Source organism: Stenotrophomonas sp. Steno-C18, from assembly GCF_056393195.1.
Map to the genome: position 1 here is coordinate 1 of NZ_JBWJOX010000015.1, position 16,412 is coordinate 16,412.

The window sequence follows — 16,412 nt, forward strand, 5'->3', positions numbered from 1 at the left end:
GCCGATGGTGCCGACGTTGACGTGCGGCTTGGTACGTTCGAACTTGCCCTTGGACATGTTTCTATTCCTTGATTAGCTGATTTTTGTTTGGAGAGCCTGAGTCAGATGACTCAGGCCTTCTTCATGACAGTTTCGGCGATGTTGGTCGGCGCCGGCTCGTAATGGTCGAATTCCATCGTGAAGGTCGCGCGACCCTGGGTCTGCGAACGCAGCGCGGTGGCGTAACCGAACATTTCGCCCAGCGGGATCATCGCGTTGATGATGCTGGCCGAACCGTCACCGGTGGTGCCCGAACCCTGCAGCACGCCACGACGGCGGCTCACGTCGCCCATCACGTCACCCTGGTAATCCTCCGGGGTCACGATCTCGACCTTCATGATCGGCTCCAGCAGCACCGGCTTGGCCTTGGCGAAGCCCTGCTTGAAGGCCATCGACGAGGCGAGCTTGAACGCCATTTCCGAGGAGTCGACGTCGTGGTACGAGCCGAACACCAGCTTGACCTTGACGTCCACCACCGGGAAGCCAGCCAGCGGACCGCTGGTGATGGTTTCGCGCAGGCCCTTTTCCACGGAAGGAATGAATTCCTTCGGGATCACGCCGCCGGTGATGTCGTTGATGAACAGGAAGTCGTCCTTGATGGCGGCAGCCAGCTTCGGATCGGCGCGGTCTTCAGCGGTGATCGGCGACAGCTCGATCACGACGTGACCGTACTGACCCTTACCACCGGACTGCTTGGCGTGCTTGTAATCCGACTTGACGTCAGCCTGCTGGATGGTCTCGCGGTACGCGACCTGCGGCTTGCCGACGTTGGCTTCAACGTTGAACTCGCGCTTGAGGCGGTCAACGATGATGTCCAGGTGCAGCTCGCCCATGCCCGAGATGATCGTCTGGCCGGATTCTTCGTCGGTCTTCACGCGGAACGACGGATCTTCCTGCGCCAGGCGGCCCAGTGCCAGACCCATCTTTTCCTGGTCCGACTTGGTCTTCGGCTCGACCGCCATCGAGATCACCGGCTCCGGGAAGGTCATGCGCTCAAGCACGATCGGTGCATCGATCGAGCACAGCGTGTCACCGGTGGTGGTGTCCTTCAGGCCCACGGCAGCAGCGATGTCACCAGCCAGAACTTCCTTGATTTCCTCGCGGTTGTTCGAGTGCATCTGCAGGATGCGGCCGATGCGCTCCTTCTTGTTCTTCACCGAGTTCAGCACGGTGTCGCCACCGGTCAGCACGCCGGAGTAGACGCGGAAGAAGGTCAGCGCGCCGACGAACGGGTCGGTGATGATCTTGAACGCCAGCGACGAGAACGGAGCCTTGTCGTCCGACTTGCGGGTCATCTCGATGGTGTCGTCGTCGACGTCCACGCCTTTCACGTCCGGCACGTCGACCGGCGACGGCAGCAGCTGGATCACGCCGTCGAGCATGGCCTGCACGCCCTTGTTCTTGAACGCCGAGCCGCAGAACATCGGCACGATCTCGGTGGCCAGAGTACGAACGCGCAGCGCCTCGATGATTTCAGCCTCGGCCAGCTCTTCGCCGCCCAGGTACTTTTCCATCAGCTCTTCGCTGGCTTCGGCCGCGGTCTCGATCATGAAGGTGCGGGCTTCTTCAGCCTTCTCCACCAGGTCGGCCGGGATGTCGCCGTACTCGAACTTCATGCCCTGCGAAGCCTCATCCCAATGGATGGCCTTCATCTTGAGCAGGTCGACCACGCCCTTGAAGCCTTCCTCGGCACCGATCGGCACCTGCATCGGCACCGGCACGGCGCCCAGCTTGGCCTTCAGCTGGTCACGGACCTTGAAGAAGTTGGCACCGGTACGGTCCATCTTGTTGACGAACGCGATGCGCGGCACGTGGTACTTGTTGGCCTGGCGCCACACGGTTTCCGACTGCGGCTGGACGCCACCGACGGCGCACAGCACGAACACGGCACCGTCGAGCACGCGCAGCGAGCGCTCGACTTCGATGGTGAAGTCAACGTGCCCGGGGGTGTCGATGATGTTGAAGCGGTGCTCCGGCAGGGACTTGTCCATGCCCTTCCAGAACGCGGTGGTGGCAGCAGACTGGATCGTGATGCCACGCTCCTGCTCCTGCTCCATCCAGTCCATGGTGGCGGCACCGTCATGCACTTCACCGAGCTTGTGGCTCTTGCCGGTGTAGAACAGGATGCGCTCGGACGTGGTGGTCTTGCCGGCATCGATGTGAGCCATGATGCCGAAGTTGCGGTAACGCTCGATGGGAGTAGTACGGGCCACGGGGAGCCTCTCAAATTTCTTGGAATTCGGATGGCCGAACGCCGCCTTGCGGCGGCCTTCGGATTGAAGCGGCGCTCAAAGCGCCACAAGTGACACCAGATGGGTGTCAGGGGCCCTGTTTCCAAGGCCCCTTCGAAATCACCAGCGGTAGTGGGCGAACGCCTTGTTCGCTTCCGCCATACGGTGGGTTTCTTCACGCTTCTTGATGGCGCCGCCACGGTTTTCCGACGCGTCCAGCAGCTCGGCTGCCAGCTTGCGCGGCATGGTGTTCTCACCACGCTTGCGAGCCGAGTCGATCAGCCAACGCATGGCCAGGGCCATCTTGCGCGAAGCGCGCACTTCGACCGGCACCTGGTAGGTGGCACCACCGACGCGACGGGACTTCACTTCGACGCCCGGAGCGACGTTGTCCAGTGCCTTCTGCACCAGCTCAACGGCGTTCTGGTTCTTCTCGCTGATCACATCCATGGCGCCATAGACGATCTTTTCAGCAACGGACTTCTTGCCGCTCAGCATCACCATGTTGATGAAGCGGGCGATGGTTTCACTTCCGTGCTTCGGATCGGGCAGGACCGAACGCTGGGGGGTATTACCTTTACGGGACATGTCTTACTCCTCAGGCCTTCGGACGCTTGGCGCCGTACTTGGAACGCGCCTGGCGACGCTTGGCAACGCCAGCGGCGTCGAGCGAGCCACGGACGGTGTGGTAACGCACACCCGGCAGGTCCTTGACGCGACCGCCGCGGATCAGGACCACGGAGTGCTCCTGCAGGTTGTGGCCTTCACCACCGATGTAGGAAATCACTTCTTCCTGGTTGGTCAGGCGGACCTTGGCAACCTTGCGCAGAGCCGAGTTCGGCTTCTTCGGAGTGGTGGTGTAGACACGGGTGCAGACGCCACGGCGCTGCGGGCACTTGTCGAGGGCCGGGGAGGCACTCTTGTAGGTGGTCGCTTGCCGAGGCTTGCGTACCAGCTGGTTGATCGTCGCCATCAGTAGGTTCTTCTGATTGGGGCCGTAAAAACGGCCAAGGATGCGGAAAATGTAAAGCAGGCCAAATTTTTGGCCTGCTGAGACAGACGATTGTAGCAACTTGTCAAGTAGGCAGTCAAACACCCACCCTCCAAGCCAGCCCTGATCCAGGACTGTTACAGGGGCGCCTCCATGTACCCCGTTCAGGTTGAGCGGGCCGGCCCGCGAGCGGACCGGCCAGCCCCACTATCTTACTCCTCGCCGCCCGTTGCCTGCTCGGCTTCCGGCGACGCGGTTTCAACATCGGCAACCGCTGCCGTGCCGGCCAGGGTCTGGATTTCCGATTCCGTCAGGCCCGAGGCACCGCGACGGCGCTTGGCGTGGTACGCCAGGCCGGTACCGGCCGGGATCAGGCGGCCGACGATCACGTTTTCCTTCAGGCCGCGCAGGTTGTCGGCGGTGCCGCGCACGGCAGCCTCGGTCAACACGCGGGTGGTTTCCTGGAACGACGCGGCCGAGATGAACGATTCGGTTGCCAGCGAGGCCTTGGTGATGCCCAGTAGGACCGGATCGAACTGCGCCGGCAGCTCGTTGCGGGTGGCCAGCTTGGCATTTTCCTCGATGACGCGCTGGCGTTCAGCCTGCTCGCCGTTCAGGAACTTGCTGTTGCCCTGGTCGGTGATTTCAACCTTGCGCAGCATCTGACGCGAGATCACTTCGATGTGCTTGTCGTTGATCTTCACGCCCTGCAGGCGGTACACGTCCTGGATTTCCTTGACCAGGTAGCGCGCCAGCTCTTCCACGCCCTTCAGGCGCAGGATGTCCTGCGGGCTCGGCTCGCCGTCCACGATGGTTTCGCCGCGGGTCACGTGCTCGCCTTCGAACACGATGATCTGGCGGTACTTCGGGATCAGCTCTTCGTGCTCGGAACCATCGGTGTCCTTGATGATCAGGCGCTGCTTGCCCTTGGTGTCCTTGCCGAAGCTGATGATGCCCGAACGCTCGGCCAGGATCGCCGGATCCTTCGGCTTGCGCGCTTCGAACAGGTCGGCAACGCGCGGCAGACCACCGGTGATGTCGCGGGTCTTGGACGCTTCCTGCGGGATCTTGGCGACCACGTCGCCCACGCCCACCGGGGCGCCGTCCTGCAGGTTGACGATCGAACGCGGCGGCAACAGGTACTGCGCCGGCAGGTCGGTGCCCGGGATGGTCAGGTCATTGCCCTTGCCATCGACGATGCGGACCAGCGGACGCAGGTCCTTGGCCTGCGAGCCACGACGCTTCGGGTCGGTGATTTCACGCGAAGCCAGGCCGGTCAGTTCATCGGTCTTCTCGATGACGGTGATGCCGTCGACGAAGTCGATGAAGCGCACGAAGCCAGCCACTTCCGACACGATCGGGTGGTTATGCGGATCCCAGTTGGCCACGGTCTGGCCAGCCTTGATCTCGGCACCATCCTTGACGGTGATGGTGGCGCCGTACGGCAGCTTGTAGCGCTCGCGCTCACGGCCGTGCGGGTCGAGCACGGAGATTTCGCCCGAGCGCGACACCGCGACCAGCGAACCGCTGACCTGCTCGACGTGCTTGAGGTTGTTGAACTTGACCGAACCGGTGGTCTTGACGGTGATGTTGTCCACCGCCGCCGCACGCGATGCCGCACCACCGATGTGGAACGTACGCATGGTCAGCTGGGTACCCGGCTCACCGATCGACTGCGCGGCGATGACGCCGACCGCTTCACCGATGTTGACGATGTGGCCACGGGCCAGATCGCGGCCGTAGCAGCGCGAGCACACGCCGAACGCCGACTCGCAGGTGATCGTCGAGCGGACCTTGATGGTCTGCACGCCGGCTTCTTCCAGCTTGTTCACCCACTGCTCGTCGAGCAGCGTGTTGCGGGTCACGATCGGATCCTCGTCGTTGCCCGGCAGGAACACGTCCTCGGCAACCACGCGGCCCAGCACGCGGTCCTTCAACGGCTCGACCACGTCGCCACCTTCCACGATCGGGGTCATGGTCAGGCCTTCGACGGTGCCGCAGTCGACTTCGGTGATCACCACGTCCTGCGCCACGTCGACCAGACGACGGGTCAGGTAACCCGAGTTCGCCGTCTTCAGCGCGGTATCGGCCAGACCCTTACGGGCACCGTGGGTGGAGTTGAAGTACTCCTGCACGTTCAGGCCTTCGCGGAAGTTCGCCTTGATGGGCGTCTCGATGATCGAGCCGTCCGGGCGGGCCATCAGGCCGCGCATGCCGGCCAGCTGACGGATCTGCGCCTGGCTACCACGCGCGCCGGAGTCGGCCATGATGTACAGCGAGTTCATCGACTTCTGGTCGACGATCTTGCCTTCCGAATCCTCGACCTTCTCGGTACCGATGGTTTCCATCATCGCCTTGGCGATGCGCTCGTTGGTGCGCGACCAGATGTCGACCACCTTGTTGTAGCGCTCGCCCGCGGTGACCAGACCGGACTGGTACTGCTCCTGGATTTCCAGCACTTCCTGCTCGGCTTCGCCCAGGATGCCCTTCTTCTCGTCCGGGATCAGCATGTCGTCGATACCGATCGACACGCCGGCGCGGGTTGCGTAGGCATAACCGGTGTACATCAGCTTGTCGGCGAACACCACGGTGTCCTTCAGGCCAAGCAGACGGTAGCTCTGGTTGATCAGGCGCGAGATGTTCTTCTTGGTCATCTCGGTGTTGCACAGCTCGAACGGCAGGCCCTCGGGCATGATCTCGCTCAGCAGCGCACGGCCGACGGTCGTGTCCTGGATCGAGGTCTTGGTGACCTTGTTGCCTTCCTCGTCGCGCTCGACCTGGGTGATGCGCACCTTCACCTTGGCGTGCAGCTCGACCAGACGGTTGTCGTAGGCGCGCTTCACTTCGTCGGTGTTGGCGAACACCATGCCCTCGCCCTTCTTGTTCACCAGGGCGCGGCTCATGTAGTACAGGCCCAACACCACGTCCTGCGACGGCACGATGATCGGCTCGCCGTTGGCCGGTGACAGGATGTTGTTGGTGGACATCATCAGCGCACGCGCTTCGAGCTGGGCTTCCAGCGAGAGCGGCACGTGGACGGCCATCTGGTCACCGTCGAAGTCGGCGTTGAACGCAGTACAGACCAGCGGGTGCAGCTGGATGGCCTTGCCTTCGATCAGCAGCGGTTCGAACGCCTGGATGCCCAGACGGTGCAGGGTCGGCGCGCGGTTCAGCAGCACCGGATGCTCGCGGATGACTTCTTCCAGGACGTCCCAGACTTCGCCTTCCTCGCGCTCGACCAGCTTCTTGGCGGCCTTGATGGTGGTGGCCAGGCCACGACGCTGCAGCTTGGCGAAGACGAACGGCTTGAACAGCTCCAGCGCCATCTTCTTCGGCAGGCCGCACTGGTGCAGCTTGAGGTACGGACCGACGGTGATCACCGAACGGCCGGAGTAGTCCACGCGCTTGCCCAGCAGGTTCTGGCGGAAGCGACCCTGCTTGCCCTTGATCATGTCGGCCAGCGACTTGAGCGGGCGCTTGTTGGTGCCGGTGATGGCACGGCCGCGACGGCCGTTGTCCAGCAGGGCGTCAACCGATTCCTGCAGCATGCGCTTTTCGTTGCGCACGATGATGTCCGGCGCGTTGAGCTCCAGCAGGCGGCGCAGGCGGTTGTTGCGGTTGATGACGCGGCGGTACAGGTCGTTCAGGTCGGAGGTCGCGAAGCGGCCACCGTCCAGCGGCACCAGCGGACGCAGGTCCGGCGGCAGCACCGGCAGCACGGTCATCACCATCCATTCCGGGCGGTTGCCCGATTCCAGGAAGGCTTCGACCAGCTTGATGCGCTTGGTCAGGCGCTTGAGCTTGGTTTCCGAACCGGTCGAGGCGATTTCCTCGCGCAGGCGGACCATCTCGGCCTGCAGGTCGATGGTGCGCAGCAGCTCGTAGACGGCCTCGGCGCCCATGGCGGCGTCGAAGTCATCACCGTGCTCCTGGCGGGCCTGCAGGTACTGTTCTTCGGTCAGCAGCTGGCGGCGCTCCAGGGCGGTCAGGCCCGGCTCGGTCACCACGTAGGCTTCGAAGTACAGCACGCGCTCGATGTCGCGCAGGGTCATGTCCAGCATCAGGCCGATGCGCGACGGCAGCGACTTGAGGAACCAGATGTGGGCGACCGGCGAAGCCAGGTCGATGTGGCCCATGCGCTCGCGGCGCACCTTGGCCAGGGTCACTTCGGTGCCGCACTTCTCGCAGACCACGCCGCGGTGCTTCATGCGCTTGTACTTGCCGCACAGGCACTCGTAGTCCTTGACCGGTCCGAAGATGGCGGCGCAGAACAGGCCGTCACGCTCCGGCTTGAAGGTACGGTAGTTGATGGTTTCCGGCTTCTTCACTTCGCCGAAGGACCACGAACGGATCAGGTCCGGCGAGGCCAGCGCGATCTTGATCGCGTCGAAGTCCAGCGTCTGGCGCTGCTGGTTGAAGAGGTTGAGCAGGTCTTTCATGGTGTTCTCCGAAAGGAGGAAATCTTTGTCGATGGGCTGTCAGGTCGCTGCTGGCGGCGCTGCTGCATCACTGCAGCAGCGCCTGCCCGATCAGTTGTCTTCCAGTTCCATGTTGATGGCCAGCGAGCGGATTTCCTTCACCAACACGTTGAAGGATTCCGGCATGCCCGCGACCATCTCGTGCTCGCCGTCGACGATGTTCTTGTACATCTGGTTGCGGCCCTGCACGTCGTCGGACTTCACCGTCAGCATTTCCTGCAGGGTGTAGGCCGCGCCGTAGGCTTCCAGCGCCCAGACTTCCATTTCACCGAAGCGCTGGCCACCGAACTGCGCCTTGCCGCCCAGCGGCTGCTGGGTGACGAGCGAGTACGGGCCGGTCGAACGGGCGTGCATCTTGTCGTCGACCAGGTGGTTCAGCTTCAGGTAGTGCATGTAGCCGACGGTGGTCTTGCGGTCGAATGCTTCGCCGGTGCGGCCGTCGAACAGCTGCATCTGGGTCTTGCTGCCGTTGAAGCCCAGCACCTCGGTCTCCGGGGCACCGTCCGGGTAGGCGAGGTTCAGCATTTCGCGGATCTCGTCTTCCAGCGCACCGTCGAACACCGGGGTTGCCATCGGCACGCCGTCGGTCAGGTTCTTGGCCAGGTTGATCAGTTCCTCGTCGCTGAACTGCGTCAGGTCGACGCGCTCACCGGCCAGGGCCGAGTCGTGGTTGTAGACCTTGCCCAGGAACTCACGCAGCTCGCTGACGGCGCGCTGCTGCTCCAGCATGCGCTGGATGCGCTTGCCCAGGCCCTTCGCGGCCCAGCCAAGGTGCACTTCCAGGATCTGGCCGATGTTCATACGCGACGGCACGCCCAGCGGGTTCAAGCAGATGTCCACCGAGGTGCCATCGGCCATGTACGGCATGTCTTCGACCGGCACCACGTTGGAGACCACACCCTTGTTGCCGTGGCGGCCTGCCATCTTGTCACCCGGCTGGATGCGACGCTTCACGGCCAGGAACACCTTGACCATCTTCAGCACGCCCGGTGCCAGGTCGTCGCCCTGGGTGATCTTGCCGCGCTTGTCGGCGAAGCGGCGCTCGAATTCCTTCTCGTGTGCCTGGATCTGCATCTGGGCACGCTCGATGGCTTCGGCTGCGTCGTCGTCCTTCATGCGCAGGGTGAACCAGTCGGACTTCTTCAGGCCGTCCAGGAACGCGTCGGAGATCACGTCGCCCTTCTTCAGGCCGGCGCCGCCGTTGACCACCTTGCCCACGATCTGCGAACGCAGACGGGCGTAGATGGCGCCTTCCAGGATGCGGAACTGGTCGTCGAAGTCCTTCTTGACGCGCTTGATCTCGTTCTCTTCGATCTGGCGGGCGCGCTTGTCCTTCTCGATGCCGTCGCGGGTAAAGACCTGCACGTCGATGACGGTGCCGTCCATGCCCGGCGGAACGCGCAGCGAGCTGTCCTTAACGTCCGAAGCCTTCTCGCCGAAGATGGCGCGCAGCAGCTTCTCTTCCGGGGTCAGCTGGCTTTCGCCCTTCGGGGTGACCTTGCCGACCATGATGTCGCCGGCGCGCACTTCGGCACCGATGTACACCACGCCGCTCTCGTCCAGGCGGTTCAGCGCCTGCTCGGAGACGTTCGGGATGTCGGCCGAGATTTCCTCCGGCCCCAGCTTGGTGTCACGCGCAACGCAGGTCAGCTCTTCGATGTGGATCGTGGTGTAGCGATCCTCTTCCACCACGCGCTCGGAAAGCAGGATGGAGTCTTCGAAGTTGTAGCCGTTCCACGGCATGAACGCGATCAGCATGTTCTGGCCCAGCGCCAGTTCACCGATGTCGGTCGACGGGCCGTCGGCCAGCACGTCGCCACGCGCGATCACGTCACCCACGTTCACCAGCGGACGCTGGTTGATGCAGGTGTTCTGGTTCGAGCGGGTGTACTTGATCAGGTTGTAGATGTCCACGCCGGCGTCGGCGGCGTCGGTGATCTCGTTCTCGTTGACCTTGACCACGATGCGGCCGGCGTCGATCTGCACGATCTCGCCACCACGACGGGCGTTCACGGTCACGCCCGAGTCACGCGCCACGGCGCGCTCGATGCCGGTACCCACCAGCGGCTTCTGCGAACGCAGGGTCGGCACGGCCTGGCGCTGCATGTTCGCGCCCATCAGTGCGCGGTTTGCGTCATCGTGCTCCAGGAACGGGACCAGCGCCGCGGCGACGGACACGGTCTGCATCGGCGAGACGTCCATGAAGTGGACTTCCGCCGGCGGCTTGAGCAGCGACTCCCCCTGGTAACGGCACGGCACGAACAGCTCGGTGAGCATGTTCTTGGCGTCGGTCAGGGCGTTGGCCTGGGCGATCACGTACTCGTTTTCCTCGATCGCCGACAGGTACTCGACGTCGTCGGTGACCTTGCCGTCCACGACCTTGCGGTACGGGGTTTCCAGGAAGCCGTACTTGTTGGTGCGTGCGAACACGGCCAGCGAGTTGATCAGGCCGATGTTCGGGCCTTCCGGCGTTTCGATGGTGCAGACGCGGCCGTAATGGGTCGGGTGCACGTCGCGCACTTCGAAGCCGGCGCGCTCGCGGGTCAGGCCGCCCGGGCCCAGTGCCGAGACGCGGCGCTTGTGCGTCACTTCCGACAGCGGGTTGTTCTGGTCCATGAACTGCGACAGCTGCGAGGAACCGAAGAATTCCTTGATGGCAGCGGCGACCGGCTTGGCGTTGATCAGCTCCTGCGGGGTCAGGCCTTCGGACTCGGCCATCGACAGGCGCTCCTTGACCGCGCGCTCGACGCGGACCAGGCCCACGCGGAACACGTTCTCGGCCATTTCGCCGACCGAACGCACGCGACGGTTGCCCAGGTGGTCGATGTCATCCACCACGCCACGGCCGTTGCGGATCTCGGTCAGCACCTTGATCACGTCCAGGATGTCGGACGATTCGCCGTGGGCGCCGACCAGGCGCTTGGATTCCTCGTCGTTGCGCTCGCCGAAGTACTTGCTGTCGTACAGCACGGCTTCGCCGGTGACTTCCTTGCGGCCGACACGGCGGTTGAACTTCATGCGGCCGACCGTGGACAGGTCGTAGCGCTCGAAGGTGAAGAACAGGTTGTGGAACAGGTTCTGCGCGGCGTCCTTGGTCGGCGGCTCGCCCGGGCGCATCATGCGGTAGATCTCGACCAGGGCTTCCAGCTGGGTCTTGGTCGGGTCGATGCGCAGGGTGTTGGACAGGTACGCGCCACGGTCCAGGTCGTTCACCCACAGGGTGCCGACCGCGTCAACGCCCGCCTTGCGGAAGTTCTGCAGCTGCTCGTCGCTGATCTCGTCGTTGGCCTGGGCCAGCAGTTCACCGGTGTTCGCATCGACCACGTCGTGCGACAGGATGCGGCCGACCAGGTAGTCGTCCGGCACGGCCAGGGCGGCGATGCCCGAGGCCTGCAGCTGCTTGATGTGGCGCGCGGTGATGCGCTTGCCGGCTTCCACGATGACCTTGTCACCGTCGGCCAGGTCGAAGCCCAGGGTTTCACCACGCAGGCGCTCCGGCACCAGCTCCAGCTGCACGCCTTCGTCCGGGTTGATGTGGAACGTGTTGATCTCGAAGAACTCGGCCAGCATCTCTTCGTTGCTGTAGCCAAGCGCGCGCAGCAGGATCGACACCGGCAGCTTGCGGCGACGGTCGATACGGGTGAACAGCGCGTCCTTCGGGTCGAACTCGAAGTCCAGCCAGGAGCCGCGGTAAGGAATGATGCGGGCGCTGTACAACAGCTTGCCCGAGCTGTGGGTCTTGCCGCGGTCGTGGTCGAAGAACACACCCGGCGAACGGTGCAGCTGCGACACGATGACGCGCTCGGTACCGTTGACGATGAAGGTGCCGTTTTCGGTCATCAGCGGGATCTCGCCCAGATAGACCTCCTGCTCCTTCACGTACTTGATCGCCTTGGTGGACGACTCGCGGTCGTAGATGACCAGGCGCACGGTCACGCGCAGCGGCGCGCCGTAGCTCATGCCGCGCTGGCGGCATTCACGCTCGTCGAACACCGGGTCGCCCAGCTTGTAGCCCACGTACTCCAGGGCGGCATTGCCGCTGTAGCTGGAAATCGGGAACACCGACTTCAGCGCGGCGTGCAGGCCGTGGTCGGTGCGCTTGGCCGGGTCGACGTTTTCCTGCAGGAAATCGCGGTACGAGTCGACCTGGATGGCCAACAGGAACGGCACCTCGAGGATCGAGCGCTGCTTGCCGAAATCCTTGCGGATGCGCTTTTTTTCGGTGTACGAATAGGACGTCATGAGGTCTTCCACCTTGTTGTGCGGGCCGTGCGTCCACGACCCGTAGGGAAACTTGAAATTGTCAGTTGGAAGTCGCTGGTATTGCCGGCACCAGCACGCCTTCTCCCGCTACTTCCAACTGCCAACTCGCTTGCGCCCGTGTTCGCTCATTCCCGGAGGAGGCGGCGACGGACACCTGCCACGTTGGACTTTCTACATCTACTGCCTGCCGGGCGTGGCCCGGCCCTACCCGTCCTGGTGCCCGGCCAAGCCCGGCATCACAACGTTTGAAACGACCAAAGGCCGGGGGTTTACACCCCCAGCCCTAGCTGCATCGCCGCGAAACAATGGCGACGCAAGGAACTGATTACTTCAGCTCGACGGTCGCGCCGGCGGCTTCCAGTTCCTTCTTGAACTTGTCGGCTTCTTCCTTCGAAGCGCCTTCCTTCACGACGCCACCGGCTTCGGTCAGGTCCTTGGCTTCCTTCAGGCCCAGGCCGGTGATGGCGCGGACGGCCTTGATGACGTCGACCTTCTTGGCGCCGGCGTCCTTCAGGATGACGTTGAATTCGGTCTGCTCTTCAACCACAGCGGCCGGGCCGGCAACGGCAACGGCAACCGGGGCAGCGGCGGAGACGCCGAACTTCTCTTCGATGGCCTTGACCAGCTCCATCACTTCCATCAGGGACTTCTCGGCGATGGCGTCGACGATCTGTTCGTTGGTAAGGGACATTTTGATTACCTTTGGAAAATATTCTGGATTGAGGTTCCGGACGGAACCACGGGGACGTCGAACTTAGGCGGTTTCAGCGGCCGGCTCGGCAGCTGCTGCTGCACCACCGTCCTGCTTTTCACCGACAGCCTTGACGGCGCGCGCGAACATGGTGACCGGCTCGGTCAGGACGCGGGCCAGCATGGCCAGGGCCTGATCACGGGTCGGCAGCGATGCCAGCACTTCGACGTGGCTGGCCGGGAAGATTTCCCCGCCGATTGCCACGACCTTCGCCTTCAGCTTGTCGTTGCCCTTGGCTGCATCCTTGATCAGGCGACCGGCTGCGCCGGGCTCCTCGAGCGAAAACGCGTACAGCAGCGGACCGACCATCTGGTCCTTTGCAACTGCGAAATCGGTGCCTTCAACGGCGCGCGCGGCCAGCGTGTTCTTGACAACCTTCAAGAAAACGCCGGTTTCGCGGGCCTGCTTGCGCATCGCGGTCATCTGGGCGACCGTGGTGCCAGCGTATTCGGCTGCGATCAAGGAGTGGGCCTTGGCGGCGACGTCTGCCAGTTCGGCGACTACTTCTTGCTTCTGGGACAGATTGAGAGCCATTGCACTCCTCCGTTAAAGCGGGGACCGGGAAGGGTGATCCGGTTTCGGCCGGAAGCGAAGCCGCCTCCACACCGCACCCACATCGAATCCCGAATCCCTGCTTCAAACAAACTCCGCTCACGGCTCCCTGCCGCTTACGGTCCATGGCAGCATCCTTCCTGGACGCCGGGAACATCGGAACGATGCTCCTGTGGTGGCCGTTCTAGACCTGGAGTGGGCCAACCCGGGTTACCCCAGACGTGCGTTAAACCAGAAAACTCCAGAAGGGCATCACCATCTACGCAGGGTGATCCACGAGTGGATCGATTAAGCGATCCCGCTATGCCGGCGGCGACTCCTTGCCAGATCGAGCTTCCGTGCCCGTCGCCGGTATGCGCTGACCGCGCCTGCGGTCTTTGACGGCTATCGCGTCGGCGGACCGGCGCGATGCCTTCAAATGTCCAGCATCGCCCTGACGGGTGACACTGCTGTTGCGGTCCCGTGGAAGCAGCATCCGGCGGCATGTCCGGGCTCGGGTGCTGCTACCGCGGAGGTACTGCATTCATGGCGCCGCGTGCCGGCAGGCACGCGGGCCACCACATCACTTCAGGGTCAGCGACGACTGGTCGACGGTGACGCCCGGGCCCATCGTCGAGCTGACCGAAACCTTCTGCAGGTAGGTGCCCTTCGAGGTGGCCGGCTTGGCCTTGATCAGGTCCAGCAGCAGCGCCTGCAGGTTCGACTGCAGCGCGGCGTTGTCGAAGCTGGCCTTGCCGATGGTGCAGTGGATGATGCCGGCCTTGTCGGTGCGGTAACGCACCTGACCCGACTTGGCATTCTTCACGGCTTCGGCCGGGTTCGGCGACACGGTGCCAACCTTCGGGTTCGGCATCAGGCCGCGCGGGCCCAGCACGGTACCCAGCTTACCCACGACGCGCATTGCGTCCGGGGTCGCGATGACCACGTCATAGTTCAGATCGCCGGCCTGCATCTTCTCGGCCAGGTCATCCATGCCGACGGCTTCGGCACCAGCGGCCAGGGCTTCGTCAGCCTTGGCACCGGCCGGTGCGAACACGGCGACGCGGACCGACTTGCCGGTACCCGCCGGCAGCACGGTCGAACCGCGCACCTGCTGGTCGGACTTCTTGGCATCCACGCCCAGACGCACGGCCACGTCGATCGACTCGACGAACTTGGCCTTGGCGGCGGTCTTCAGGATGTTGATCGCTTCTTCGAAGGCGTAGGCCTTGCCCGGAACGACGGCGGCCTTGATGGCCTTCTCACGCTTGGTCTGTGCCATCAGATTAACCCTCCACCACCAGGCCCATGGAACGGGCAGAGCCCGCGATCGTACGCACGGCGGCGTCCAGGTCAGCAGCCGTCAGATCCGGCTCCTTCGCCTTGCAGATTTCTTCAAGCTGCTTGCGGGTGACCTTGCCCACCTTGTCGGTGTTCGGGCGCTTGGAACCGGAGGTGATACCGGCAGCCTTCTTGAGCAGCACGGTGGCCGGGGTGCTCTTGGTGATGAAGGTGAAGGTACGGTCCGAGTAGGCCGTGATGATCACCGGCACCGGGATACCCGGCTCCAGCTTCTGCGTGGCGGCATTGAACGCCTTGCAGAATTCCATGATGTTCAGGCCGCGCTGACCCAGCGCAGGACCCACCGGCGGCGACGGATTGGCCTGACCGGCCTTCACCTGCAGCTTAATGTAACCGACAACTTTCTTTGCCATTTTTATGCTCTCCGGGTGCTAGCGCCTTTCGACAACAGGCTCCCCATCGGACCGGGAATCACGCGTCCCGGCATTCGCGTTTTGAAATCCTTGAATCGCACCAAAGGCCACCTCGCGGCAGCCTTCGATTCAGCCCCATGACAGGGAGCCAGCAATTCTAGCAGTTTTTTCGACCTCAACCTGAACAGGCCAGGCCGCGAACTCAGACCGCCTTTTCGACCTGGCCGAACTCGAGCTCGACCGGGGTAGCGCGACCGAAGATCAGCACCGAGACGCGCAGGCGGCTCTTCTCGTAGTTGACCTCTTCCACCACGCCGTTGAAGTCGTTGAAGGGACCTTCGGTGACACGGACCATCTGGCCCGGCTCGAACAGGATCTTCGGACGCGGCTTCTCGACACCTTCCTGAACGCGATCCAGGATGGCTGCGGCCTCTTCGTCACGGATCGGCAGCGGACGGTCGGCAGTGCCACCGATGAAGCCCATCACCTTGGAAGTGTCCTTCACCAGGTGCCAGCTTTCGTTGTCGATGCGCGGGATGCCGGCTTCTTCGTGGGTCTCGATCTGGACCAGCACGTAACCCGGGAAGAACTTGCGCTCGGAACGGCGCTTCTGGCCGGAGCGCATTTCGACCACTTCTTCGGTCGGGACGAGCACGTCGCCGAAGCGGTCCTGCATCTCGTCGCGCACAATGCGATCGCGCAATGCCTGCGCCACGGACTTCTCAAAACCTGAATAGGCGTGAACGACGTACCAACGCTTCACTGTTATCTCCTCAACGACCCAGGAACCACTGGGTCAGCTTCTGGATCGCGAAGTCGAACCCACCCAGCAGCAGGCTCAACACGATCACCACCACGATCACCACCCACGTCATGCGGATGGCCTCCTGGCGGGTCGGCCACACGACCTTGCGCAGCTCGAAACGGGATTCGGAAAGGAATTCACGCGTCTGACGGCCCTTGGCGGTCAGCATGAACACGGCGCCACCGGCGACCAGCCCCACCACCACGGCCAGAGCACGCAGCTGGCCCGACCAGGCACCCAGCTGAGCCGCCTTTTCCGGCGAGGAGAACCAGAACCAGACGAACAGACCCGCCAGCACCAGCAGCGCGGCGCCAACATACTTGACCATATCGCCGCCGGAAGCAGCGGACTTGGAATGTTCGATCTTGCTGTTCATCCGACTCTTGTTGCTGGTGCGACCAAGGTCACTGGATAGAGAGGTGCAAGTGGCACGCCAGGAGGGACTCGAACCCCCAACCTGCGGTTTTGGAGACCGCTGCTCTGCCAATTGAGCTACTGGCGTATGACTTGACTTGTTTACACGTCCCTTAGACGGCGAAGGCGGACCGAGGTTCCCGGCCCGCCGTTCGCGTAACCAGCAGCAGAGTTACCGCTGGGTACTGCAGGCT

The 16,412-nt window shown here is 63.3% G+C and carries 11 protein-coding genes and 1 tRNA gene; all 12 read right to left on the bottom strand.

The window, feature by feature from the left end; all coding sequences use genetic code 11:
- Window positions 1-110 precede the first annotated feature (110 nt).
- Window positions 111-2,252, bottom strand: a complete 2,142-nt coding sequence (fusA, locus tag AC06FE_RS19270) for an elongation factor G (protein ID WP_192286597.1) — start codon at window positions 2,250-2,252, stop codon at window positions 111-113.
- A 138-nt stretch (window positions 2,253-2,390) separates the two neighbouring features.
- A complete protein-coding gene (gene rpsG / locus AC06FE_RS19275) occupies window positions 2,391-2,858 on the bottom strand; it encodes a 30S ribosomal protein S7 (RefSeq protein WP_192286598.1) in 468 nt (155 codons plus the stop codon).
- 10 nt (window positions 2,859-2,868) lie between these two features.
- Window positions 2,869-3,243 carry a 30S ribosomal protein S12 gene (rpsL, locus tag AC06FE_RS19280; RefSeq protein ID WP_004145320.1) on the bottom strand — a complete coding sequence of 125 codons (375 nt, stop codon included), beginning with the start codon at window positions 3,241-3,243 and terminating at the stop codon, window positions 2,869-2,871.
- A gap of 230 nt (window positions 3,244-3,473) precedes the next feature.
- Window positions 3,474-7,700 carry a DNA-directed RNA polymerase subunit beta' gene (gene rpoC / locus AC06FE_RS19285; RefSeq protein WP_192286599.1) on the bottom strand — a complete coding sequence of 1,409 codons (4,227 nt, stop codon included), beginning with the start codon at window positions 7,698-7,700 and terminating at the stop codon, window positions 3,474-3,476.
- Between the two features lie 90 nt (window positions 7,701-7,790).
- A complete protein-coding gene (gene rpoB / locus AC06FE_RS19290; RefSeq protein ID WP_132862494.1) occupies window positions 7,791-11,981 on the bottom strand; it encodes a DNA-directed RNA polymerase subunit beta in 4,191 nt (1,396 codons plus the stop codon).
- Window positions 11,982-12,327: 346 nt separating this feature from the next.
- Window positions 12,328-12,693, bottom strand: a complete 366-nt coding sequence (gene rplL / locus AC06FE_RS19295) for a 50S ribosomal protein L7/L12 (RefSeq protein ID WP_192286600.1) — start codon at window positions 12,691-12,693, stop codon at window positions 12,328-12,330.
- Between the two features lie 63 nt (window positions 12,694-12,756).
- Window positions 12,757-13,287 carry a 50S ribosomal protein L10 gene (rplJ, locus tag AC06FE_RS19300; protein WP_132862492.1) on the bottom strand — a complete coding sequence of 177 codons (531 nt, stop codon included), beginning with the start codon at window positions 13,285-13,287 and terminating at the stop codon, window positions 12,757-12,759.
- A gap of 580 nt (window positions 13,288-13,867) precedes the next feature.
- Window positions 13,868-14,566: a 50S ribosomal protein L1 gene (rplA, locus tag AC06FE_RS19305; RefSeq protein WP_132862491.1), complete on the bottom strand. Its 699-nt coding sequence runs from the start codon at window positions 14,564-14,566 to the stop codon at window positions 13,868-13,870.
- Between the two features lie 4 nt (window positions 14,567-14,570).
- Window positions 14,571-14,999 carry a 50S ribosomal protein L11 gene (gene rplK, locus AC06FE_RS19310; protein ID WP_054663281.1) on the bottom strand — a complete coding sequence of 143 codons (429 nt, stop codon included), beginning with the start codon at window positions 14,997-14,999 and terminating at the stop codon, window positions 14,571-14,573.
- Between the two features lie 202 nt (window positions 15,000-15,201).
- The gene (gene nusG, locus AC06FE_RS19315) at window positions 15,202-15,762 is read right to left on the bottom strand and encodes a transcription termination/antitermination protein NusG (protein WP_132862490.1); all 561 of its coding nucleotides are present in this window, start codon (window positions 15,760-15,762) and stop codon (window positions 15,202-15,204) included.
- Between the two features lie 10 nt (window positions 15,763-15,772).
- Window positions 15,773-16,180 (bottom strand): preprotein translocase subunit SecE, encoded by a 408-nt coding sequence (gene secE, locus AC06FE_RS19320; RefSeq protein WP_132862489.1) that lies wholly within the window; start codon window positions 16,178-16,180, stop codon window positions 15,773-15,775.
- 50 nt (window positions 16,181-16,230) lie between these two features.
- Window positions 16,231-16,306 (bottom strand) — tRNA-Trp (locus AC06FE_RS19325).
- Window positions 16,307-16,412: the final 106 nt, after the last annotated feature.

What these genes read in the sequence shown, in the direction of transcription:
- rpsG (WP_192286598.1), bottom strand. Translation starts at nt 2,858, where the DNA reads ATGTCCCGTAAAGGTAATACCCCCCAGCGTTCGGTCCTGCCCGATCCG.
- rpsL (WP_004145320.1), bottom strand. Translation starts at nt 3,243, where the DNA reads ATGGCGACGATCAACCAGCTGGTACGCAAGCCTCGGCAAGCGACCACC.
- rpoC (WP_192286599.1), bottom strand. Translation starts at nt 7,700, where the DNA reads ATGAAAGACCTGCTCAACCTCTTCAACCAGCAGCGCCAGACGCTGGAC.
- rpoB (WP_132862494.1), bottom strand. Translation starts at nt 11,981, where the DNA reads ATGACGTCCTATTCGTACACCGAAAAAAAGCGCATCCGCAAGGATTTC.
- rplL (WP_192286600.1), bottom strand. Translation starts at nt 12,693, where the DNA reads ATGTCCCTTACCAACGAACAGATCGTCGACGCCATCGCCGAGAAGTCC.
- rplJ (WP_132862492.1), bottom strand. Translation starts at nt 13,287, where the DNA reads ATGGCTCTCAATCTGTCCCAGAAGCAAGAAGTAGTCGCCGAACTGGCA.
- rplA (WP_132862491.1), bottom strand. Translation starts at nt 14,566, where the DNA reads ATGGCACAGACCAAGCGTGAGAAGGCCATCAAGGCCGCCGTCGTTCCG.
- rplK (WP_054663281.1), bottom strand. Translation starts at nt 14,999, where the DNA reads ATGGCAAAGAAAGTTGTCGGTTACATTAAGCTGCAGGTGAAGGCCGGT.
- secE (WP_132862489.1), bottom strand. Translation starts at nt 16,180, where the DNA reads ATGAACAGCAAGATCGAACATTCCAAGTCCGCTGCTTCCGGCGGCGAT.